Annotated in this window: 21 protein-coding genes; 11 read left to right on the forward strand and 10 right to left on the reverse strand. The window is 71.0% G+C overall.

Features of this window, described 5'->3' with window-relative positions; translation table 11 throughout:
- Position 1 precedes the first annotated feature (1 nt).
- The gene (locus ACTJJZ_RS09980; protein ID WP_440721029.1) at positions 2-826 is read left to right on the forward strand and encodes a DUF1206 domain-containing protein; all 825 of its coding nucleotides are present in this window, start codon (positions 2-4) and stop codon (positions 824-826) included.
- Between the two features lie 66 nt (positions 827-892).
- Here the strand turns inward: ACTJJZ_RS09980 and ACTJJZ_RS09985 are convergent, their stop codons facing one another.
- Positions 893-1,714, reverse strand: a complete 822-nt coding sequence (locus ACTJJZ_RS09985) for a class I SAM-dependent methyltransferase (protein ID WP_440721030.1) — start codon at positions 1,712-1,714, stop codon at positions 893-895.
- A gap of 108 nt (positions 1,715-1,822) precedes the next feature.
- On the opposite strand from ACTJJZ_RS09985, the gene ACTJJZ_RS09990 reads away from it, so the two are divergent.
- Positions 1,823-2,566 carry a phosphoglyceromutase gene (locus ACTJJZ_RS09990; protein ID WP_440721031.1) on the forward strand — a complete coding sequence of 248 codons (744 nt, stop codon included), beginning with the start codon at positions 1,823-1,825 and terminating at the stop codon, positions 2,564-2,566.
- A gap of 79 nt (positions 2,567-2,645) precedes the next feature.
- Here the strand turns inward: ACTJJZ_RS09990 and phoU are convergent, their stop codons facing one another.
- On the reverse strand, positions 2,646-3,356 hold the full coding sequence (gene phoU / locus ACTJJZ_RS09995) for a phosphate signaling complex protein PhoU (protein ID WP_440721032.1): 711 nt from the start codon (positions 3,354-3,356) through the stop codon (positions 2,646-2,648).
- A 223-nt stretch (positions 3,357-3,579) separates the two neighbouring features.
- On the opposite strand from phoU, the gene ACTJJZ_RS10000 reads away from it, so the two are divergent.
- Positions 3,580-4,836 (forward strand): sensor histidine kinase, encoded by a 1,257-nt coding sequence (locus ACTJJZ_RS10000; RefSeq protein ID WP_440721033.1) that lies wholly within the window; start codon positions 3,580-3,582, stop codon positions 4,834-4,836.
- On the forward strand, positions 4,833-5,516 hold the full coding sequence (locus tag ACTJJZ_RS10005) for a response regulator (protein WP_440721034.1): 684 nt from the start codon (positions 4,833-4,835) through the stop codon (positions 5,514-5,516). Before ACTJJZ_RS10000 ends, ACTJJZ_RS10005 begins: the two co-directional genes overlap by 4 nt.
- Before the next feature lie 80 nt (positions 5,517-5,596).
- Here ACTJJZ_RS10005 and ACTJJZ_RS10010 read toward each other — a convergent pair whose 3' ends face one another.
- A complete protein-coding gene (locus ACTJJZ_RS10010; protein ID WP_440721035.1) occupies positions 5,597-6,142 on the reverse strand; it encodes a DNA modification methylase in 546 nt (181 codons plus the stop codon).
- A 147-nt stretch (positions 6,143-6,289) separates the two neighbouring features.
- Here ACTJJZ_RS10010 and ACTJJZ_RS10015 point away from each other — a divergent pair, with 147 nt between their 5' ends.
- The 6 genes from ACTJJZ_RS10015 (at position 6,290) to ACTJJZ_RS10040 (ending at position 12,520) form a co-directional block, all read left to right on the forward strand.
- Entirely contained in the window at positions 6,290-6,772 is a 483-nt protein-coding gene (locus ACTJJZ_RS10015) for a CarD family transcriptional regulator (RefSeq protein WP_440721036.1), read from the forward strand.
- A gap of 133 nt (positions 6,773-6,905) precedes the next feature.
- Positions 6,906-8,078, forward strand: a complete 1,173-nt coding sequence (gene ispD, locus ACTJJZ_RS10020) for a 2-C-methyl-D-erythritol 4-phosphate cytidylyltransferase (protein WP_440721037.1) — start codon at positions 6,906-6,908, stop codon at positions 8,076-8,078.
- Between the two features lie 113 nt (positions 8,079-8,191).
- Complete coding sequence (locus ACTJJZ_RS10025; RefSeq protein WP_440721038.1) at positions 8,192-9,169, forward strand: zinc-binding dehydrogenase; 978 nt, start codon at positions 8,192-8,194, stop codon at positions 9,167-9,169.
- 120 nt (positions 9,170-9,289) lie between these two features.
- On the forward strand, positions 9,290-10,723 hold the full coding sequence (gene cysS, locus ACTJJZ_RS10030; RefSeq protein ID WP_440721039.1) for a cysteine--tRNA ligase: 1,434 nt from the start codon (positions 9,290-9,292) through the stop codon (positions 10,721-10,723).
- Complete coding sequence (gene rlmB, locus ACTJJZ_RS10035) at positions 10,716-11,720, forward strand: 23S rRNA (guanosine(2251)-2'-O)-methyltransferase RlmB (RefSeq protein WP_440721040.1); 1,005 nt, start codon at positions 10,716-10,718, stop codon at positions 11,718-11,720. The genes cysS and rlmB overlap by 8 nt, the downstream gene beginning before the upstream one ends.
- Positions 11,721-11,878: 158 nt before the next feature.
- The gene (locus tag ACTJJZ_RS10040; protein ID WP_440721041.1) at positions 11,879-12,520 is read left to right on the forward strand and encodes an NAD(P)-dependent oxidoreductase; all 642 of its coding nucleotides are present in this window, start codon (positions 11,879-11,881) and stop codon (positions 12,518-12,520) included.
- Between the two features lie 182 nt (positions 12,521-12,702).
- Here the strand turns inward: ACTJJZ_RS10040 and ACTJJZ_RS10045 are convergent, their stop codons facing one another.
- The 5 genes from ACTJJZ_RS10045 to ACTJJZ_RS10065 form a co-directional block, all read right to left on the reverse strand.
- Positions 12,703-13,818, reverse strand: a complete 1,116-nt coding sequence (locus ACTJJZ_RS10045; RefSeq protein WP_440721042.1) for a Gfo/Idh/MocA family protein — start codon at positions 13,816-13,818, stop codon at positions 12,703-12,705.
- Positions 13,815-14,609: a ThuA domain-containing protein gene (locus ACTJJZ_RS10050; RefSeq protein ID WP_440721043.1), complete on the reverse strand. Its 795-nt coding sequence runs from the start codon at positions 14,607-14,609 to the stop codon at positions 13,815-13,817. Before ACTJJZ_RS10050 ends, ACTJJZ_RS10045 begins: the two co-directional genes overlap by 4 nt.
- A gap of 88 nt (positions 14,610-14,697) precedes the next feature.
- Positions 14,698-15,558 carry a carbohydrate ABC transporter permease gene (locus ACTJJZ_RS10055; RefSeq protein WP_440721044.1) on the reverse strand — a complete coding sequence of 287 codons (861 nt, stop codon included), beginning with the start codon at positions 15,556-15,558 and terminating at the stop codon, positions 14,698-14,700.
- Positions 15,555-16,508: a carbohydrate ABC transporter permease gene (locus ACTJJZ_RS10060; protein WP_440721045.1), complete on the reverse strand. Its 954-nt coding sequence runs from the start codon at positions 16,506-16,508 to the stop codon at positions 15,555-15,557. Before ACTJJZ_RS10060 ends, ACTJJZ_RS10055 begins: the two co-directional genes overlap by 4 nt.
- A 63-nt stretch (positions 16,509-16,571) precedes the next feature.
- Positions 16,572-17,783 (reverse strand): sugar ABC transporter substrate-binding protein, encoded by a 1,212-nt coding sequence (locus tag ACTJJZ_RS10065; RefSeq protein WP_440721046.1) that lies wholly within the window; start codon positions 17,781-17,783, stop codon positions 16,572-16,574.
- A 238-nt stretch (positions 17,784-18,021) separates the two neighbouring features.
- Between ACTJJZ_RS10065 and ACTJJZ_RS10070 the strand changes: the two genes are divergently transcribed.
- Positions 18,022-19,056: a LacI family DNA-binding transcriptional regulator gene (locus ACTJJZ_RS10070; RefSeq protein WP_440721089.1), complete on the forward strand. Its 1,035-nt coding sequence runs from the start codon at positions 18,022-18,024 to the stop codon at positions 19,054-19,056.
- 51 nt (positions 19,057-19,107) lie between these two features.
- Here ACTJJZ_RS10070 and ACTJJZ_RS10075 read toward each other — a convergent pair whose 3' ends face one another.
- Both ACTJJZ_RS10075 and ACTJJZ_RS10080 read right to left on the reverse strand, forming a co-directional pair.
- On the reverse strand, positions 19,108-20,412 hold the full coding sequence (locus ACTJJZ_RS10075) for a DUF4032 domain-containing protein (protein ID WP_440721047.1): 1,305 nt from the start codon (positions 20,410-20,412) through the stop codon (positions 19,108-19,110).
- Between the two features lie 127 nt (positions 20,413-20,539).
- Positions 20,540-21,643, reverse strand: a complete 1,104-nt coding sequence (locus ACTJJZ_RS10080) for an ABC transporter ATP-binding protein (RefSeq protein ID WP_440721048.1) — start codon at positions 21,641-21,643, stop codon at positions 20,540-20,542.
- Positions 21,644-21,684 lie beyond the last annotated feature (41 nt).

The raw sequence follows: 21,684 nt of genomic DNA on the forward strand, positions 1-21,684 counted from the left end.
CATGGGGAAGGATCAGGGCGCGTCCGGCACGGTGAAGGATGCCGCGCGGACGGCGGAGCGCTCTCCCGCGTTCCGGCGCACCGCGAGAGTCGGGTTCGCCGTGCTGGGCGTGCTGCACATCCTGATCGGCGCGACGGCGATGGCGGTCGCCGCCGGCGGCAGGACCGGCGCGGCCGATCAGGGCGGCGCGATGGGGCAGCTGCATGACAACGCGATCGGGGCCCTGCTGCTCATCGTCGTCGCCGTGGCCCTCGCCGCCCTCGCGGTGTGGCGCCTCGCCGACGCCTTCCTCGCGAGCGCGCCGAAGGAGACCACGAAATGGGGACGCAGGTTCAAGGCGCTCGGGGTCGCCGCGGCCTACTCCGTGCTCGCGGTGATCGCGGTCGTGAACGCGGTCGGCGGCCACACCGACTCCTCGCGGAGCTCGCAGACGCTGAGCACCCGGATCCTTGCGGCGCCGGCCGGCGGGCTCCTGCTCGTGGCCGTCGGGGTCGCGGTGATCGCCGTGGGCGGCGGCTTCGTGTTCACCGCGATCACCCGCTCGTTCACGAAGGAGCTCCGGCTGCCGCCAGGCCCGCAGCGCACGGGGATCGAGGTGTTCGGCGTCGTCGGCTATCTCGCGAAGGGCATCGCGGTGGCCGTCACCGGGGTGCTGTTCATCGTCGCCTCCGCCACCCGCGAGCCGCACAGGGCCGCCGGCCTCGACGCCGCGCTGCACGCGATCGACCGGCTGCCGTTCGGTGCGGCGCTGCTGTACGCCGTGGCGGCGGGACTGATCGTGTACGGGATCTACTGCATCGCCCGCGCCTGGTACGAGCGGATGTGAGGATCGGACCGTCGCCCTCGCCGTCGGCGTCGGCGTCGGCGTCGCCGGAGACGGCACGACTGGTGGTCAGGACGGGGCGACCTCGCTCCACGGCACGGTGAGCTCTCCGAGACGCCAGCGGGAGCGGCCGCCGAGCACCGGGCGACCCGCGTCGCGCAGCGCCGAGACGGCTGCGAGGAAGCGCTGGGTCGCGCCGAACGCCGAGAGCGGCGCCGCGCGGTCCCACTCCCGGTCGAGGTCGGACAGCAGCGCATGGATCCGCTCGCCCGGCACGTTGTGATGGATCAGGGCCTTCGGCAGCCGCTCGGCGACGATCGACGGCCGCTCCAGCTCCGCGAGGCGGAGTGAGATCGTGAACCGCTGCGGCTCCCCGCCGCGGCCCACGTCGACGAAGCTCGCGATGCGGCCGACCTCGTCGCAGGTGCCCTCCACGAGCAGCCCGCCGGGCGCGAGACGCGAGGCCATCCGCATCCAGGCATCGGGCACGTCCGCCTCGTCGTACTGGCGCAGCACGTTCATCGCGCGGATCACGGCAGGGCGTCGGCCCGTGGGCAGCGGCACCTCGAAGCCGCCGCGTGCGAACGACACGGCCAGATCGGCCGGGAAGTGCCCGGCGCCGGTGCGCAACTCGGCGAGCTGGGCCTTCGCCGTCGCGACCCGCGCCGGGTCCAGCTCCAGCCCGAGCACCTCGGCATCCGCGCGCACCCGCACGAGCCTGGCCGCGAGCTCGAACGCGGTCACACCGCTCGCGCCGAAGCCGAGGTCCACGACCAGCGGATCCGCAGCCCTGCGGAACGCGGGCGACGCCGCGATCCAGCGATCGTTGCGGCGCAGCCGGTTGGTGCCGGTGGTGCCCCGGGTGGGCCGGCCGAGCGGAGAGGACGCCATGGATCCATCCTGCCTGCTTCCGGACGCCGCAACCGGCGTCGTCAACGGGCGTCGTCATGCGGCGTCGCCGGCCTCGAACCGCCGCCGTGCACGCCGTAGGCTGAGGGCATGACCCGCACTCTCATCCTGCTCCGCCACGGCCAGAGCGAGTGGAACGAACTGAACCTGTTCACCGGATGGGTGGACGTCCGCCTGAGCGAACAGGGCCGGAACGAGGCCCGTCGCGGCGGCGAGCTGCTCGCCGAGGCGGGGATCCTGCCCGACGTGCTGCACACGTCGCTGCTCAGCCGCGCGATCCAGACCGCGAACATCGCGCTCGACGCCGCCGACCGGCTGTGGATCCCGGTCACCCGCTCGTGGCGCCTCAACGAGCGCCACTACGGCGCCCTGCAGGGCAAGGACAAGGCGCAGACGCTCGAGGAGTTCGGCCCCGAGCAGTTCCAGCTCTGGCGGCGCTCCTTCGACGTCCCGCCGCCGCCGCTCGACGACGCGAGCGAGTTCAGCCAGGTGAACGACCCGCGCTATGCCGGGATCGACGGAGAGGTGCCGCGCACCGAGTCGCTCAAGCTCGTGATCGATCGCCTGCTGCCGTACTGGGCCGACGCGATCGTGCCCGACCTCGAGGCCGGCAAGGTCGTCCTCGTCACGGCGCACGGCAACTCCCTGCGCGGCCTCGTGAAGCACCTCGAGGGCATCAGCGACGACGACATCGCCGGGCTGAACATCCCCACCGGCATCCCGCTCGTCTACGAGCTCGACGACGACAACGCGCCCACCGGTCCCGGTCGCTACCTCGACCCCGAGGCGGCCGCCGCGGGCGCCGCGGCCGTCGCCGCCCAGGGCAAGAAGTAGCGGACGCCGACCGACGAGAGGCCCTTCCCCACCAGCCGGTGAGGAAGGGCCTCTCTCATCGATGGAGGCCCGCCGTGGATCAGGCCAGTCCGGTGCCGCTCTGCGCCTCGACCTGCGCCTCGAGGGCGAGCGCGATCTGCTCCTCGTCGACGGCCCAATCGCCGGTCGCCAGGTAGACGACCTTCTTCGCGACGGCGACCGCGTGATCGGCGAAGCGCTCGTGGTACCGGCTGGCCAGCGTGGCGTCGACGGTCGCGCCGGCCTCGCCCTTCCAGTTGTCGCTGAGGACCTTGGCGAAGACGTTGGCGTGCAGCTCGTCCACGTCGTCGTCCGCGTTGCGGATCGCGTCGGCGAGGCGCAGGTCCTGCGTGCGCAGCAGATCCGACAGCGTGCGCGCGATCTCGACGTCCAGCTCGCCCATCCGGGTGAACGTGCCCTTGAGGCCCTTCGGGATCGCCCGCTCCGGGAAGCGCAGCCGCGCGAGCTGGGCGATGTGCTCGGACATGTCGCCCATGCGCTCGAGCGAGGCGCTCACGCGCAGCGCCGTCACCACGATGCGCAGGTCGCGGGCCACCGGCTGCTGGCGGGCGAGGATCTCGATCGCCTGCTCGTCGAGCTCGACGGCGAGCTTGTCGATCTTCGCGTCGTCCGCGATGACCTCCTCCGCGAGCGCCACGTCGCTGGTCGCGAACGAGCGCGTGGCCTTCTCGATGGACACGGCCACGAGATCGGCGATCTCGACGAGCTGGTCCTGCAGATGCTCGAGGGACTGGTGGAAGACTTCGCGCATGGCAGCGCACCTTTCGTTCTGGCGGCCCGTTCGGTTCTTGCGGCGCGGGGACGCACGGCGGCCCGCTGAGCCAGCACGGGACGATGCGTGCGCGTCACTCCGAGCGCGCACGTGGCGATTGTCTTCGGCGAAGGTTAACGGCCGGTGCCGTGCTCGTGAATAGTAGCGTGCGGGAGACACGGTCCGGCCGGATCACCGGGTGAACGACCTCTACGCTGGAGGCATGGACAGCACTCTGCTCGCCCTGGTGCTGGGTCTGGTGATCGGAGCCGGAATCGCGACGATGATCGCCCTCGCGTGGCGCGCGAGGATGTCGGCTCGGGCGCAGGCCTCCGTCGATCTCCCCGAGGGCCTCACCGATGTGCTGGGCGCGATGGACGACGCCGCCTGCGCGGTGGATTCGTCCGGTCTCGTGATCGCCGCCTCGTCGGCCGCGTCGCGGCTCGGGATCGACCTCGGCGCCACGCTCGAGAACGCCGAGCTGCGCCAGCTCGTACGGGCCGTGCGGCAGGGCGGGTCGGAGAGCAGCACGTTCCGGCTCACGCAGGGCGGGCACAGCCTGAGCCCGCGCCTCGTCGCCGCCAGGGCGAGCTGGATCGGCCCGCGGCTGAGCCTGCTGATCATCCGCGACGTGACCGAGCAGGAGCGCCTCGACCAGATGCGCACCGACTTCGTAGCCAACACCAGTCACGAGCTGAAGACCCCGGTGGGAGCGGTCGGCCTGCTCGCCGAGGCCATCGAGTCGGCGGCCGACGACCCGGCGCAGGTGCGCGCGTTCGCGACCAGGATCCAGGCCGAGGCAGCCCGCCTCGGTCAGCTCACCGGCCGGATCATGAGCCTGTCCCGGCTGCAGTCCTCGGACGGCCTGGGCGAGTTCGACGCCGTGGCGATCGACGAGGTCGTCACCGCCAGCGTCGAGGCCCACGCCGTGCAGGCGGCCTCGGCCGGGGTCGAACTGACCCGCGGCGGCGACCGCGGCGCGTGGGTGCGGGGCGACGCGCAGATCCTGATCGAGGCGGTCGGGAACCTCATCGCGAACGCGATCGTGTACTCGCCGCGCGGATCCCGGGTGGGCATCGGGGTGCGCAGCGAGGGCGGCATCGTGGAGATCTCCGTCGCGGATCAGGGCATCGGCATCGGCGAGGCGGACCGCGATCGCATCTTCGAGCGGTTCTACCGCGCCGACGAGGCCCGCTCCCGCCGCACCGGCGGCACCGGCCTCGGCCTGTCGATCGTGAAGCATGCGACGCAGCGCCACGGCGGCGAGGTGCGGTTGTGGTCCCGGCCGGGACGCGGATCCACGTTCACGATGCGCCTGCCCGAGATCGCGGGACCCGATGTCGACGACGACGCGGCAGCGCGCAAGAAGAAGAAGGACAAGAAAGAGAAGAAGGACAGGAAGCGCGCGGCCCGCATGGCGGCCGCGACGCCCACGACGACCGCGGCGAACGTCCGCACCGATTCCGGAGAACTCGTATGACCCGCATCCTCCTCGTCGAAGACGAGCCCGACCTCGCCGACCCGCTCGCATACCTGCTGCGTCGTGAGGGGTACGAGGTCGAGATCGCCGAGGACGGTCCGACCGCCCTCGCCCTGTTCCGGGAGAGCGGCACCGACATCGTGCTGCTCGACCTGATGCTTCCCGGCATGCCCGGCACCGAGGTGTGCCGGCAGATCCGGACGACGTCGGCGGTGCCGATCATCATGGTCACCGCGAAGGACTCCGAGGTGGACATCGTGGTGGGCCTCGAGCTCGGCGCCGACGACTACGTCACGAAGCCGTACTCGTCCCGCGAGCTGCTCGCCCGCATGCGCGCGGTGCTGCGCCGGGTCGTGCAGGCGGAGGAGGATCTCGACGAGCGGATCCTCGAGGGCGGCAGGGTGACCGTCGACATCGACCGGCACACGGTCGCCGTGGACGGGACCGTGATCAACATGCCGCTCAAGGAGTTCGAGCTGCTCGAGGTGCTCATGCGCAACTCCGGAAGAGTGCTCACCCGCGGTCAGCTGATCGACCGGGTCTGGGGCAGCGACTACTTCGGCGACACCAAGACGCTCGACGTGCACATCAAGCGGATCCGCTCCCGGATCGAGGAGAACCCGTCCGAGCCGGTGATGCTGGTCACGGTGCGCGGCCTCGGGTACCGCTTCGAGGGCTGAGCGCCGCCGTACGACAGAGCCCCCGGATCCTCGCGGATGCCGGGGGCGCTGTCGTACGGTTCGAGGTCAGGACGCCGCGGTCAGGAGGCCGGCGTCTCGCTCGCGGTCGGCGTCGGCTCGACGGCGGGGGCGACGCCCGGCTTGGTCGGGGTCGGCTGGTCCGACGGCACCAGCTTCGAGTAGTAGGGGAGGGTGCCGTCGAGAACCGGGAGCTCGTAGCTGATGCCCGCGGCGTCGCCGGACTGGAAGTAGACCGAGACGGTGGTGCCGGGCTTGGCGTCGAGGCCCTCGAAGCGCAGCGGCTGCGTCTCCTCGCCGCCCAGGCTCACGGCCTTCTGGGCGGGGACGCGGACGCTCTGGCCCGCGCTGTCGCCGACCGTGATGTGGATCGTGGCGGCCGACGACGTCGTGTTCACGAGACCCGCGACCAGGTTGCCGGTGGTGCCGTCCTCGTCGACCACGACGAACGCGTTGCGCACCTCGATGGGACCGCTCTTCGGCACGTTCGCGCCGTCCGAGGCGGAGTAGTCGATGGTGGTCGCCTGCGGCGAGATCATCGAGCACCCGGTCGCGCCGACGATGACGAGGGCGCTGAGGGCGATGGACGCTGCAAGGCGCGATTTCACGGGTCCTCCTGGAAGCTTCACGTGACGATCCAGGTCCATTCTAGGGGCACGCGCCGTCCCGGAACGGTTCCGCGTCCGGCGCGGGGGCGCGAACCTTAGCGCATTCCCGCTGTGGTATCCTGGAGGTTGCCGAAAGGACATGACTTTATGCTTTTTGAGGTTGGCGAGACCGTGGTCTATCCGCACCACGGAGCCGCGACGATCATCGAGGTCAAGGACCGAGTGATCAAGGGCGAGACCAAGAAATATCTGAAGCTGAACGTCACGCAGGGGGACCTCATCATCGAGGTGCCTGCGGAGAACGTCGACCTGGTCGGCGTCCGCGACGTGATCGGTCAGGAGGGCCTGGATCGGGTGTTCGAGGTGCTGCGCGCCCCGTTCACCGAAGAGCCGACCAACTGGTCGCGACGCTACAAGGCGAACCTGGAGAAGCTCGCCTCGGGCGATGTGATCAAGGTGAGCGAGGTCGTCCGCGACCTGTGGCGCCGGGACCAGGACCGGGGGCTCTCCGCCGGCGAGAAGCGCATGCTGGCCAAGGCCCGTCAGATCCTCACCTCCGAGCTCGCGCTCGCGGAGAAGACCGACGAGGACAGGGCCGGAGCGATGCTCGACGAGGTCCTGGCCTCCTGAGATCCGCGGAAAGGGGTGGCTGCCATCGGCAGCCACCCCTTCTTCGCGCCTGCAAGGTCTTCTTTCCGGCGGATCCGCGGGGCGAGGTGCCGGAGGCACGTTCCTGCGGAGCTCCGCGCGCTAACGTGAGTGCGTGACTCCGCTCGCCCGCACCGCCGTGATCGTCGTGGCCGCCGGATCCGGCACCCGCCTCGGCGCGGGCGCTCCCAAGGCCTTCGTGCCGCTGGCCGGTCGCACGATCCTGCAGCACGCGCTCGACGGGGTCTTTGCCGCCGCGCCCGCGCAGGTCGTGCTCGTCGTCCCCGAAGGGCGCGAGGCCGAGGCCGCCGCTGCCGCCGCTGCCGCCGGGGCGGCCGAGGTGCGGATCGTGGTCGGCGGAGAGACCAGGCAGCGCTCGGTCGCCGCGGGTCTCGCGGCCCTCGCCGACGGCATCGACGTCGTGCTCGTGCACGACGCCGCGCGTGCGCTGACCCCGGCCGCCCAGATCGCCGCGGTCGCCGCGGCCGTCGCCCCCGGCGTCGGGGTGATCCCGGCCCTGCCCGTGGTCGACACCCTCAAGCGCGTGCGGGGCGACGACGTCGTCGCCCCGGTGGACCGCTCCGAGCTCGCCGCCGCGCAGACGCCGCAGGGCTTCCCGCGCGCCGAGCTCGAGGCCGCCTATGCGCGGGCCGAGGCCGAGGGGACCGACCACACCGACGACGCCGCGCTGTTCGCCGCGGCCGGGGGTGCGGTGCGCCGCGTCGCCGGATCCGAGGAGGCGTTCAAGATCACCACTCCGCACGACCTGGAGCGCGCCCGCATGATCCTCGCCGGCCCCGCCCCCGCCGTCCCCCGCATCGGCATCGGCACCGACGTGCACGCGTTCGCCGCAGAGGGGACGCTGCGGCTCGCCGGGCTGGACTGGCCGGGCGAGCCGGCGCTCGAGGGGCACTCCGACGGCGATGCCGTGGCGCATGCGATCGTGGACGCGCTGCTGGGCGCTGCGGGGCTCGGGGATATCGGCGAGCACTTCGGCACCGCCCACCCGGAGTTTGCGGGCGCGCACGGCGACGTCTTCCTGGCGCGCACCGCCGAGATCCTCGCCGGGGCGGGGTATGCGATCGGCAACGTCTCGGTGCAGTTCCAGGGCAACCGGCCGCGGTTCAGCGCGCGTCGCGGCGAGGCCGAGCAGGCGCTCTCCGCGGCCCTCGGCGGCGCCCCCGTCGCGGTGTCGGCGACCACCACCGACGGGCTGGGCTTCCCCGGCCGCGGCGAGGGGATCGCGGTGACCGCTGTGGCTCTCGTGCACCGGTTCGCTCAGGGCTGACCCGGAAACCGTAGGGATCCTCCGGATCCGCATCCGCGCCATCGCGACCGTGCCTACGCTGCAGGAGGCGGCCACCCGCCGCCCTCCGCACCCGCCGTAGAAAGGTCATCGCCATGCGTGCACTCGTCCACTCCTCCTTCGGGGATCCTGCCGAGGTCCTCTCGGTCCAGCAGGTGCCGCTGCCGGAGCCGGGGCCCGGCCAGGTGCGGCTGCGGGTGCTGCTCGCCACGGTGCACAACCACGACCTGCTGACCGTGCGCGGACTCTACGGGTACAAGCCGGAGCTGCCCGCGGGCTCCGGCACGGAGGCCGTCGGCGTGGTGGACGCCGTGGGCGAGGGCGTCGATGCGGCGCTCGCCGGGCGGCGCGTCACGGTCGGCGGCGCGTTCGGGGCCTGGGCCGAGTACGTGCTCGCCCCCGCCGCCGGGCTCATCCCGGTGCCGGCCGACGTCCCGGACGAGCAGGCCGCCCAGCTCGGATCCATGCCGTTCAGCGCGATCAGCGTGCTGGACTCCCTCGGCCTCGCCGCCGGGGACTGGATGATCCAGAACGCCGCGAACGGCGCCGTCGGCCGCATGGTCGCCCAGCTCGCCGCCGCCAGGGGCGTGCACGTGGTGAGCCTCGTCCGCCGGGCGGCGGGCATCGCGGAGCTCGCCGCGCAGGGCGTCGGCGATGCGATCGCGACCGATGCGGAGGACTGGCAGGATCAGGTCCGCGCGCTGACCGGGGGAGCCCCGATCCGCGCCGGGATCGACTCGGTCGGCGGCGACGGCAGCGGTCAGATCGCCGCGATGCTCGGCGAGGGAGGGCTGCTCGTCGTGTTCGGCGCCATGCAGTCCCCGACCATGCGGATCGCCTCGGGCGACGTCATCTTCAAGCAGCTCACCGTGCGCGGCTTCTGGGGATCCAAGGTCGCCGCCGCGATGCCGGCCGACCAGCGCGGCGCACTGTTCACCGAGCTGCTGCAGCGCCTGCGCGACGGCGTGCTCACCCTCCCGGTGTCGGCCGTGCTGCCGTTCGAGCGGGTCGCGGAGGCCTCGGAGGGCAACCTGCGCGCCGGGCGCGAGGGCAAGATCCTGCTGCGTCCCTGACGGGGTTCCGATTCGACGTGCGATGTCTGCGGTCAGGTCGGTGCGACCGCCGCAGACACGCAGGTCGACAGGGAACGGGCCGGCCGCGGTCTCGCAGACGCGCCCCGGTAGGCTGAGGCGGTGACGATCCGCCTCTACGACTCGCGCGCGCAGGAACTGCGCGACTTCGTCCCGATCGACCCCTCGAACGTGACGATCTACGTGTGCGGACCCACCGTGCAGTCCGGCCCGCACATCGGGCACGTGCGTTCGGCGCTGAGCTACGATCTGCTGCGCCGCTGGCTGCAGCGGCGCTACGACCGGGTCACGTTCGTGCGCAACGTCACGGACATCGACGACAAGGTGCTCGTGAACGCGACCGAGTCGGAGCCGTGGTGGGCGCTCGCGTACCGCATCGAGCAGGAGTTCTCCGCCGCCTTCGCGGCGGTCGGGATCCTGCCGCCGACGTACGAGCCGCGCGCGACGGCCTCGATCCCGCAGATGCAGGAGCTCATCGAGCGGCTCATCGAGCGCGGCCACGCCTATCCCGCGGCGGACGCGTCGGGAGACGTCTACTTCGACGTGCGCTCCTGGCCAGGATACGGCGAGCTCACCCGCCAGTCCGTCGACGCGATGGAGGCTCAGGAACAGCCGGTCCCTGAGCCTGTCGAAGGGCCTCGCGGCAAGCGCGCGCCGCAGGACTTCGCGCTGTGGAAGGGCGCCAAGCCCGGCGAGCCCGCCGACGCGACCTGGGCCTCTCCGTGGGGTGCGGGCAGGCCGGGCTGGCACATCGAGTGCTCGGCCATGTCTCGCCGCTACCTCGGCGACGAGTTCGACATCCACGGCGGAGGGCTCGATCTGCGCTTCCCGCACCACGAGAACGAGCTCGCCCAGTCCACGGCGGCCGGAGACGGCTTCGCGCGGTACTGGGTGCACAACGGGCTGCTGACGGTCGACGGGCAGAAGATGTCGAAGTCGCTCGGCAACTTCACGCTCGCCGCCGACGTCCTCGCGCAGCACGACCCGCTCGTCGTCCGCTACGCGCTCGCCGCCGCGCATTACCGATCGAGCCTGGACCTCAGCGACTCGTCCTGGGCCGAGGCCGAGGCGGCGCTGGGGCGGATCCGCGGCTTCCTGGAACGCGGACGGCGCCTGGCCGAGCCGGGCTGGGCCGAGTACAAGGAGGGCCTGCCCACCGAGTTCTGGGACGCGATGAACGACGACCTCTCGGTTCCCCGGGCTCTCGCCGTGATCCACAGCAGCATCCGCACGGGCAACGCGCTGCTCGACGCCGGCGAGTACGGTCGGGCCAAGCAGCACGTGATGGACGTCATGGAGATGACGAACGTGCTCGGCCTCAACCCCGAGGCGCCGGAGTGGGGCGGCAGGACCGCGGCGGACTCCCGGAACGCGGTCGCCCTGGACGCCCTCGTCCAGACGATGATCGCGCAGCGCGCCCGGGCGCGCGCAGACAAGGACTGGCCTGCCGCCGACCGCATCCGCGATGCGATCGGTGCGGCGGGCATCACCCTGGAGGACACTCCAGACGGAACTCATTGGAGCATCGATGGCTAAGCCGAGCCGCCCCGGAGCGGGCAACAGCAAGAAGAAGGGCGCCACCAAGGGCAGCGGCGGCAACGGCCGCAAGGCCCTCGAGGGCCGCGGGAACACCCCGAAGGCCGAGGACCGCGCCTGGCACGTCGCCGGCAAGCGCAAGGCCGCCCAGGAGCGCTACGCCGCCGCCGGCGGCAAGGGGCGCCCCGGACAGCGGCCGCAGAATCCGAACCCGAGCCGGCGGGTGCCCTCCTCGGCGACCTCGAACGACACTGAGACCGTCACCGGGCGCAACTCGGTGCTCGAGGCGCTGCGCACCAAGATCCCTGCCACCACGATGTACATCGCGCAGCGCGTGGAGATGGACGACCGGGTCAAGGAGATGCTCGCGATCGCTCGGCACCGGGAGATCCCGGTGCTCGAGGTGACCCGTCAGGAGCTGGACCGCATGGCCGGCTTCGACGGGGTGCATCAGGGCGTGGCGCTGAAGGTTCCGCCGTATGAGTACGCGCACCCGCAGGACCTCCTCGAGCAGGTGATCGACCGCGGCCAGACGCCGCTGTTCGTGGCGCTGGACGGCATTACCGACCCGCGCAACCTGGGTGCGATCATCCGCTCGACCGCCGCGTTCGGCGGTCACGGCGTGATCCTGCCGCAGCGCCGGTCGGCGAGCGTGAACTCCGCGGCCTGGAAGACCAGCGCCGGCGCCGCCGCGCGCACCCCCGTGGCGCTCGCCGCGAACCTGACGACCATGCTCAAGGAGTTCAAGAAGCAGGGCGTGTTCGTGCTCGGCCTGGACGGCGGCGGCGACGTCTCGCTTCCGGCGCTCGAGCTCGCCGACCGTCCGGTGGTCATCGTGGTGGGATCCGAGGGCAAGGGACTGTCGCGTCTGGTCACCGAGACCTGCGACCAGATCGTCTCGATCCCGATCTCCGCGGCGACCGAGTCGCTGAACGCCGGGATCGCGGCGTCCGTCGCGCTCTACCAGGTCTCGACCGTCCGCGCCGCGAAGGGCTGACGCGCGGGGCCCGCACCCCGCGGCGGCGGAGCCTGATCCGGAGCGCACGGGACCTGGTCCAGCGCGCACGATGACGCGAGAAGTCGTACCGGCGGAATAGCCGCGCGCCCGGGATCCTTGCACCCCTCGTACCAGTCCAGGAACGGAAGGAAACGCGCATGGCACGCATCGTCGTCATCGGAGGGACCGGCTACGCCGGTCGTCACATCGTCCAGGAGGCCGTCGACCGCGGTCACGAGGTCGTCTCGGTCTCGCGCTCGGTTCCGGCCGCGCCCGTCGAGGGCGCCACGAACGTGCAGGGGAACGTGGTCGACCTGGATTCGCTCGGCGACGTGTTCGACGGCGCGGACGCCGTCGTCTCGGCGCTGAGCCCCCGCGGCGACATGGAGGACGCGGTGCTCCCGATCATCGAGGCGCTGGCCGCGAAGCTCACCGGAACCTCGACCCGGCTGGGTGTGGTCGGCGGCGCCGGCGGCAGCCTGATCGCTCCCGGCGGCCCGCGTCTGTTCGACGTCGACTTCCCCGAGGAGTACAAGCACGAGGCGCAGGTCGGCATCGACTCGCTCGCGCTGCTCGAGGAGTCCGACCCGTCGCTGGACTGGTTCTTCGTGCACCCGGCCGAGGTCTTCGGCGCCTGGGTGGAGGGCGAGCGCACTGGCCGCTACCGCGACGGCGGCGACGTGATCGTCCGCGACGCCGAGGGCAAGTCCTACATCTCCGGGGCGGACTTCGCGATCGCCGTGGTCGACGAGATCGAGAACGGCAAGCACCGCCGCGAGCGCTTCACGGTCGGCTACTGACCCGCCGCCTCGGCGCGGACGGAGTGCNCCCGTCCGCGCCGAGGCCTCCACGGCGGTGAGCACGCGCGGCACGACGAGCGCGTCCGGGTCGAAGAGCCGGTGCGCGGTGCGCCACACGTGCGCCTGCACCGCCCCCAAGAACCCGTGGCGGTTCATGCCGACGCGCAGCGTGCCGGTGCCGTTCATCGCAGCCTCGCCCTGACCTCGTCCGCCGATCCCCACGAGGTGAGCACCTCGAGGATCGCGGGATCCGTCTCGGTCGCGACGGCCGCCAGATGGGCCTCGGCGAGCACGTCCGCCAGCTCGACCCGGCCACCGGTGCGCGCTGATCGCACGGCGGCCTCGACCATCGTGATGGTGTGCACGTTCGCATGCACCTCGCCCGAGGGGGTGCGTCCGGTGCGAAGGGCGTGCACGAACTCGTCCAGGGCGCCGGCGATCTCGGCCCGTCCCGCGTGCGCGGGGGGAAGGACGGCGGGCTCGGGGGCCGCCACGGGTTCCCCCTCGCCGTCCCAGGTCACCGTGCCCTGGGCGCCGCTCAGCCGCCACGAGCCGTTCCAGGACGTCTCCAGCCCCGGGCTGCACCAGCTGCCGGTGTAGACGAACCGTGCGCCGTCGTCGAAGGCGAAGGTGGCCGTCGCTGCGGCGTCTCCGCGGTACCAGCTCCACGGCGGGTTGAACGAGCGGCAGTCGACCCAGGCCGGTTCGGCGTCCAGCAGGTACCGGGCGACGTCGAACGCGTGGATCGCCATGTCCACCAGCAGCGGGTCGTCCATCTCGTCGCGGAAGCCGCCGAAATGCGGCGCCTTGAAGAACTCGGTCGTGAGCAGGCCGATCTCGCCCACACCCGCCGCGAGGGCCTTCAGCCGCGCGAGCGCGGGGTAGTAGCGGCGGGACTGGCTCGTCATCAGCAGCTGGCCGGAGAGCTCGGCGGTCGCCACGAGGGCGAGCGTCTCCGCGACCGACGGCGCGATCGGCTTCTCGCACAGCACCGGCAGGCCGGCGCGCAGCGCCTCCGTGTTCACCGCGCGGTGCGCTGCGGGCGCTGTCACGTCGATCACGGCCTGCGCGCCGGCGCGCTCCGCGACCTCGCTCAGCGAATCGCCGAACGCGACCTCCGGGCCGTGGACCGCGGCGGCGCGGGACGCGGCGCCCTGGTCGAGGTCGACGACCCCGGCCAGCTCGACCTCGGGCGTCTCGCGGACCGTGTGCAGCCAGGCCTGCCCCATGGCGCCCGCACCCACCACCACGACCCGCAGCGGGGCGTCGCCGGGGACCGTGGCGAACGCACCGGTCACGAGTCGTCCCGGTTGTGCATCGCGCCCTGGTAGCCGTGCCCGGTGAAGAAGTCGCCGGTGTCGTAGCGCAGCAGCACCGGCGTCTCGCGCTGCGGGCGATCCGAGGCGGCCCACTGCACGCCGTTCGCGATCACGCGGCGGACGTCCCTGTGGTGGTAGACGGGGTAGTCCTGATCGCCCGGGCTGAAGTAGAAGACCTTCCCGTTGCCGCGCCGGTACGTGATGCCGCTGCGGAACACCTCGCCGCCGGAGAACGTGCTGAGGAAGACGATCTCGTCGGGGCGGGGGATGTCGAACTGCTCGCCGTACATCTCCTGCTGCGGGATCTCGATCGGGTGCGGCACGCCCTGGGCGATGGGGTGGGTCGGATCGACCGTCCAGACGAGCTCGCGGTCGTTCTCGCTGCGCCACCGCAGCGTGCAGGTCGTGCCCATGAGCTTCATGAAGATCTTCGACCAGTGCCCGGAGTGCAGCACCACGAGCCCCATCCCGTCCAGCACGTGGCGGTGCACGCGCTCGACGATCTCGTCCGAGACCTCGCCGTGGGCGGCATGGCCCCACCAGGTGAGCACGTCGGTGCGCGCCAGCAGCTCCTCGCTGAGGCCGTGCTCGGGGTCGTCGAGCAGCGCGGTGCTCACCTGCACGCGGTCGCCCAGGTTCTCCTCGATGCCGGATCTGATCGCGTTGTGCATGCCGTCCGGATAGATCTCGGCGACATGCGGCTCCGCCTGCTCGTGGCGGTTCTCGCCCCAGACGACGACGCGGAGCGGGTGCTCGCGAGTGGGGTTCATCGGTACTCCTTCTGGTTGTTCGTGGTGCTGCCCGCCCGAGAGGGCAGACAGCGGGTTGGGACCGCGGATCGTGCCGGATCCGCGCGGGTCACTTGATGGCTCCGCCGAGGGCGCCGGCCGCGATGTAGCGCTGCGCCAGGATGAGCAGCACCGCCGCGGGCAGGGAGGCCAGCACGGCGGTGGCCATGACCGGTCCCCACTGCTGCACGTTGGCGCTCAGGTAGTTGTAGATGCCGAGGGTGATCGGCCTGACCTCGGGCGTGCTCGTCAGGGTCAATGCGAACAGGAAGTCGCCCCACGCGCCGAGGAACGTGAACAGCGCGGCGGTGACGATCGCGTTCTTGCTGATCGGCACGACGATCGAGACGAAGGCGCGGAAGTTGTTCGCCCCGTCCACGAGCGCCGCCTCCACGAGGCTTTGCGGGATGGACGCCATGAACGCCCTGATCAGCAGGATCGCGAACGGGATCTGGGCCGCGCTGTCCGCGAGGATCAGGCCCAGGTACGAGTTCAGCAGTCCCACGTCGTTGAACAGCGTGTACAGCGCGTTCGCGATGACGATCGTCGGGATCATCTGCGTGATGAGCAGGGCGAACACGAACACCGTCATGCCCTTCATCTTGAAGCGCGCGAGGCCGTAGGCGGCGGGCGTGGCGATCGCGATCGTGAGCGCGACCGTGCTCAGGGAGATGATCAGGCTCGTGACGAAGTTCTGGCCCTGCTGCTGGAACGCGGTGAGGTAGCCCTGGAACGTCGGGTTCCACGGCAGCCAGGTCGTGGTGGCGGCCCCGGTGTTCGCCTGCAGGCTGCTGTTCACCATCCAGTAGACCGGGAAGATCATGATCGCGAGGAACAGCACCCCGAGCACGGACATCGGCCATCGGCTGGCGTGCCTGCGGCGTGCCGCGCGCGAGCCGCGGGGCAGGATCAGGGCTTGCGTCGCGCTCATTCGTCGACTTCCTTCCGGGAGAGGTAGAGGTAGACCATGCTGAACACCAGGGAGACCACGATCAGGACGTTGCTGATCGAGGCGCCCTCGCCGAACGCGAACTGCACGAACGACTTCTGATAGGCCCAGGTGGCGAGGGTCTGCGTGGAGTTCGCGGGCCCGCCTCCGGTCAGCCCGAGGATGATGTCGACGACCTTCAGCGTGTAGACGACGCCCAGGACCACGACGACGCTCACCACCGACCTGATGCTCGGCCAGGTGATGTGCCAGAAGGCCCGCCAGCCCACCGCGCCGTCGAGGGCCGCGGCCTCGTAGAGCTCCTCCGGCACCGCCTGCAGGCCGCTGTACAGGATCGTCGTGTTGAACGGGATGCCGAGCCACACGTTCACGCCGATCACGGCCACGAGGGCGAGGCCCGGGCTCACCAGCCAGGGCACCGGCTGGATGCCGAAGAGCCCGAGGAACTGGTTCAGGGCCCCGCTGTCCTGGTCGAGGATCCACTTCCACACGGCGCTCGAGGCGATCAGCGGCAGCAGCCAGGGCAGCAGGAGCAGCGAACGCAGGAACCCGCTGAGCGGGAAGCGCCGCGTGAAGAACAGGGCGAGGGCGAGGCCGATCACGAACTGCAGCACGATCGAGCCGACCGTGAACAGCGCGGTGTTGATGACCGTCGTGCTGAACAGCGGGCTGGTGAAGATGCTGACGTAGTTCGCGAAGGCGACCCAGGGCGCCTCGCCGGTGTAGAAGGTCGCCGTGGTGTACTTCTGCAGCGACATCGTGATGTTCTTGACCACCGGGTAGCCGAAGAACATCAGCACGAACAGGACCGCCGGGGCGACGAACAGCCAGCGAGAGATCGTGGCGCCGACCCTCCGGCGTCTCCGCGGCCGGGTGCCGCCTCCGTGCGGCTGTGCGACGCCGGCCGGGGCCGTGGCGTTCACCGTGGACATGGGCACGCTCCTTTGCGCGGTCGAGGAGGGTCGGGCGGACCCGCGGGCCGCCCGACCCGGCGGTCACTTGTTCTGCTGCTGCGCCTGTTCGAGCGCGGCGGCCGGCGTCTCCTTGCCGGTGAGCGCGAGCTGTACGGCCGTGTAGATCGCGGTGGCCGCGGTCGGCCACTTCTCACCCAGTTCGGCGGTGCGTGCCCGTGCGGTCTTCACCGTGGTGACGAACGATGCGACCTGCTCGTGGGTCTTCGCCCACGCGTCCGCCACCTTCTGGTTCGACGGCACGTTCCCGCTGACCTGGGCGATCTTCGGCTGCATCTTCTCGGAGTTCAGGCAGCCGACGAACTTGCCGGCCAGCGCCATCTTGTCCTTGCTGCCGGTGTTGGGCACGGTGAAGGTCTCGCCGCCGAGGGGGGAGACGATCTTCTGCGACGATTCGCGCACCGGGATCGGGATGCTCGCGAAGTTCAGGCCCTTCGCGGCGTTCAGCGCGGGCAGCTGCCAGGGGCCGTTGATCATCATGGCGGCCTTCTTCGCGATGAACTGGTTGTTCACGTCGGCCTGAGCCCAGGTGATCGAGCTCTTCGACATCGACCCGTCGTTCTGCAGATCGACGACGAACTGCAGCGCCTGGGCCGCTTCGGGGGTGGCGATGTTCTTCTCGTCCCCGCCGTTGGTCCAGAAGAACGGCAGGAACTGCCAGGTGCCCTCATAGGTGTTGATGTTGCTCATCGCGAAGCCGTAGACGCCCTGAGCCGGATCTGTGAGCTTCTTCGCCGCGGCGCGCAGCTCGTCCCACGTGGTCGGCGGCGTGATGCCCGCGGCCTTGAGCATGTCGGCGTTGTAGTACAGGGCGATCGAGTTGGTCACCGGGGCGAGGCCGTAGAGCGTGCCCTTGTAGCTGCCGGCCTTGGTCACGCCGTCGACGTTCCCGTCACCGCTCAGGCCGTAGTCCTTCAGGTCGGAGAGGGCCCCGGTCGCCGCGATCTGCTGGACGTCGGGGTTGTCCAGCATCAGCACGTCGGGGAGCGTCTTCGACGAGGCCTGCTGCAGGACCTTCGCGATGAGGCCGGCACCCGCGATGTGGTTGATGGAGACCTTCGCGCCGACCTGGCCGGCGCAGTCCTTGTAGATCGGATCGTAGTTGGCCTGGTAGTAGTCCTCGATGGTCAGCGTGTTGCTGCCGCCGCCCCCGCTGCCACCGCCGGAACAGCCGGCCAGTGCGAGTGAGATCGCGGCCGCGCCGCCGAGCGCTGCCACGATGCGTGATCTGTTCACGGATGAGCTCCTTTGCTTCGTTCCTTGCGTGCGGGTGCCGGGAGACCAGACGGTCAAGCGCTTGACCTCTCGGGTGGCAGAACGGCTGTGGTTCGTCACGCGAAGGGGGCCGCACCTGCTTGACAGGCAGTCTGCACCCGTCGCGACGATCAAGTCAAGCGCTTGACCACAATTTCCCGGAGGGTGCGATACTGGGCACACTATGCGACACGGGAAGACGCACGGGTCACGTGTGACGATGCAGCAGGTGGCCGACCGGGCGGGGGTGTCCATCTCCACCGTGTCGTTCGTGGTCAACGGCACCAAGCCCGTGACGCCGGAGACGCGGGAGCGGATCCAGGAGGCGATCGACGAGCTCGGCTATCGCCGCAACGCGGTGGCGCGGGCTCTGGCCAGTCAGCGCTCGCGGGTGATCGCCCTGCTCTTCCCGCTGCTCGAACATCAGCTGAATCCGTTCGTCGAGGCGGCCGCGACGGCGGCGCGGGCCAAGGGGTACAACCTCGTGCTCTGGCCGATCCGCAACGACAACGCGGCGGCCGAGGTGACCTCGCTCATCAAGACCGGGATCGCCGACGGCGCTCTTCTCATGGAGGTCACCCTCGAAGACGAGCGCGTCACGCGTCTGCGGGAGGCCGCCGCCCCGTTCGTGCTGATCGGGCGCACCCGCGACACCGAGGGCATCGACTACGTCGACATCGACTTCGAGTCCACCACCGCGCGTGCGCTCGCCGACCTCGTCGCACTGGGCCACCGTGAGGTGAGCCTCGTCGTCGAGGACAACGACGGCACGCCGCTGTCCGGCTATGCCCCGCCGCCCCGCGTCGAGCAGGCGTTCGCGGACGCGGCCCTGGCGTCGGGCGTGCACGGATTCTCCGTGCGGCTGCCGCGTGGCCCGGCCTCGGGTGAACGTCTCGCCGAGATCCTGATCGCGGAGGCCCCGCGGACGACCGCCGTGATCAGCATGCACCGCGACGCCAACTTCGGGCTGACGAACGTGCTCCGTCGCAGGGGCGTCGTGGTGCCCCGCGACCTGTCGATCGTGATGCTCTCGGCGCCGGAGTCGGCGGGTGCGGTGCTGGATCCGGCGATCGCGACCTACGCGCAGCCAGCCGAGGAGCTCGGCAGGCTGGCCACGGAGGCGCTGATCGCCCGGCTGGAGGGGTCCCAGGCGCCGCCCACCCAGGTGCTCGTGCCCTGCGCGGCCCCGAGCACGCACGCGTCCGTCGCCCCGGCGCCGTCCGGCAGGCCGGGCCTCGACGCCTTTCCCGCCTGACGGCCGCAGGCCGGATCCTGCCCCGCGTGCGGGAGAGCGGCGCTCCCGCGGTCAGACCAGGTCGCGCCAGTCGATCCCGGATTCCTCGTCATCGAGCGGTACCGATCCGGTGATCACGGGCAGCGAGGTCGTCTCGGTCGGCGGACCCATGATCGTCGCCTCGTCACGGCGATGCCGCAGCACGTCGTTGATGTACGACGTGAGCACCTCGGCGAGCGGGACCGAGCGACCCTCGGCCTGGGACAGGTACCAGCGGTGCTCGAGCACCTGGTGGAACACCTCGGCGGGCTCGAGCTTGGCGCGCAGGTCGTAGGGGATCGCGCGCACCACCGGCTCGAAGACGCGGGTGAGCCATTCGTGCGCGTACATCTCCTCGTCGGCCCACTGCTTCGCGGAGCGGGCGCGGAACTCGTCCAGGTCGTTCAGCAGCCGCCGCGCCTGGTTCTCCTCGACGTCGAGCCCGGTCAGCCGGATCAGCCGGCGCTGGTGGTGCCCCGAGTCGACGACCTTGGGCTCGATCTCCACGCGGGTGCCGTCGCCCGTGGTCTGGATCGACATCTCGCCGATGTCGAAGCCGAGCGCGTTCAGCCGCTCCACGCGCTCCGTGATCCGCCACGCCTCGCCGGCCGCGAACGACTCGTGCTCGGTGAGGGCGTCCCACAGCGACCGGTACGAGGACACGATGCCGTCCGCGATCGCCACTGCGTCCACGCCGTGCTCCAGGCGGCCACCGGCGGCCAGGTCCATGATCTCTCCGGCGATGTTCGTGCGGGCGAGCTCCAGGTCGTACGCGCGCTGGCCGTCGGTCAGGCCGGTCTCATGCAGCTCGCCGGTCTCGGCGTCGACGAGGTAGGCGGCGAACGCCCCCGCATCGCGGCGGAACAGCGCGTTCGAGAGCGAGACGTCGCCCCAGTAGAAGCCGACGTTGTGCAGTCGCACGAGCAGCAGCGCGAGGGCGTCGACGAGGCGGGTGGCGGTGTCCGGGCGCAGCACACGGGTGAACAGCGCGCGGTACGGCATCGAGAAGCGCAGGTGCGAGGTGACCAGCGCCGCAGGGAGCTGCTCGCCCTTGTCATCGACGCGACCGGCGATCACCGCGACCCGGGACACGCAGGGAACGTCGAGCCGCGCCAGGTTGCCGAGCATCTCGTACTCGCGGCGGGCCATCTCCGACGTGGTCTCCTTGACCGCGACGACGGATCCCGACAGGTCGGCGAAGCGCACGAGGTGCCGGGAGAGGCCCTTCGGCAGCGACACGATGACGTTCGACGGCCACTTCGCCAGCGGCTGCGACCAGGGCAGGGAGAGCAGCCCCGGATCGACCGCGCTCGCGGTGATGGTCAGAGCGTCCTTCATCGAGGCTCCTCGGGTGCTGTGCGGGGTGCTGTGCCGGAGGATGCCGGCGGGAACGACGACGCGGCGCGAGGGCGAACCCCCGCGCCGCGTCGCTGGATCGGATCCGGGAACCGGACCGGATCCGTGATCAGGAAGCTGCGATCACCTTGTCGTTCAGCCGGTCGCCCGACTCGAGGTCGAACGCGTGCACGTGGCCCGGGTTCGCCGCCAGAGCGACCGTCTCGCCCGCGTTCGGGTGGTTGCGTCCGTCCACGCGCGCGACGATGTCGGCGCGCTTGCCGTTGATGTCGGTGTGACCGTACAGGTAGCCGTCCGCTCCGAGCTCCTCGACGAGGTCGACCACGACCGAGAGGCCCTTGCCGTCGGCGGGGCCGACGGTGATGTCCTCGGGGCGCACGCCGACCATGACCTGCGACCCCGTGGCGCGGCCGACGGTGTCGCGGTCGAGGGCGACGACCTCGCTGCCGAACCGCACGCCGCCCTCGGCGAGGTCCGCCGGGAACAGGTTCATGGCGGGGGAGCCGATGAAGCCGGCCACGAACACGTTGTTGGGCTTCTCGTAGAGGTCGCGCGGCGTGCCGACCTGCTGGAGCAGGCCGTCCTTGAGGACCGCGATGCGGTCGCCCATGGTCAGCGCCTCGGTCTGGTCGTGCGTGACGTAGACCGTGGTGACGCCCAGGCGGCGCTGCAGCGACGCGATCTGCGTGCGGGTCTGCACGCGCAGCTTCGCGTCGAGGTTCGACAGCGGCTCGTCCATCAGGAACACCTGCGGCTGGCGGACGATCGCACGACCCATCGCGACGCGCTGACGCTGACCGCCGGAGAGCGCCTTCGGCTTGCGGGTGAGGTACTGCTCGAGGTCCAGGAGCTTGGCGGCCTCGAGGACGCGGCTGGCGCGCTCCTCCTTGCCGACGCCGGCGATCTTGAGCGCGAAGCCCATGTTCTCGGCGACCGTCATGTGCGGGTACAGCGCGTAGTTCTGGAAGACCATCGCGATGTCGCGGTCCTTCGGCGGGACGTCGGTCACGTCGCGGTCGCCGATCAGGATCCGGCCAGCGTTGACCTCTTCGAGGCCGGCCAGCATGCGCAGGGACGTGGACTTTCCGCAGCCGGAGGGGCCGACCAGGACGAGGAACTCGCCGTCGCCGACCTCGAGGTTCAGCTTGTCCACCGCGGGACGTGTGCCCCCTGGGTAGAGTCGGGTTGCGTCGTCAAAAGTGACAGATGCCATCTGCTCTTCTCCTTCACCGGCAGGTACGTGCCGGACGATCC

This window comes from Microbacterium sp. 22242 (genome assembly GCF_052045495.1).
Classification (GTDB): Bacteria; Actinomycetota; Actinomycetes; order Actinomycetales; family Microbacteriaceae; genus Microbacterium.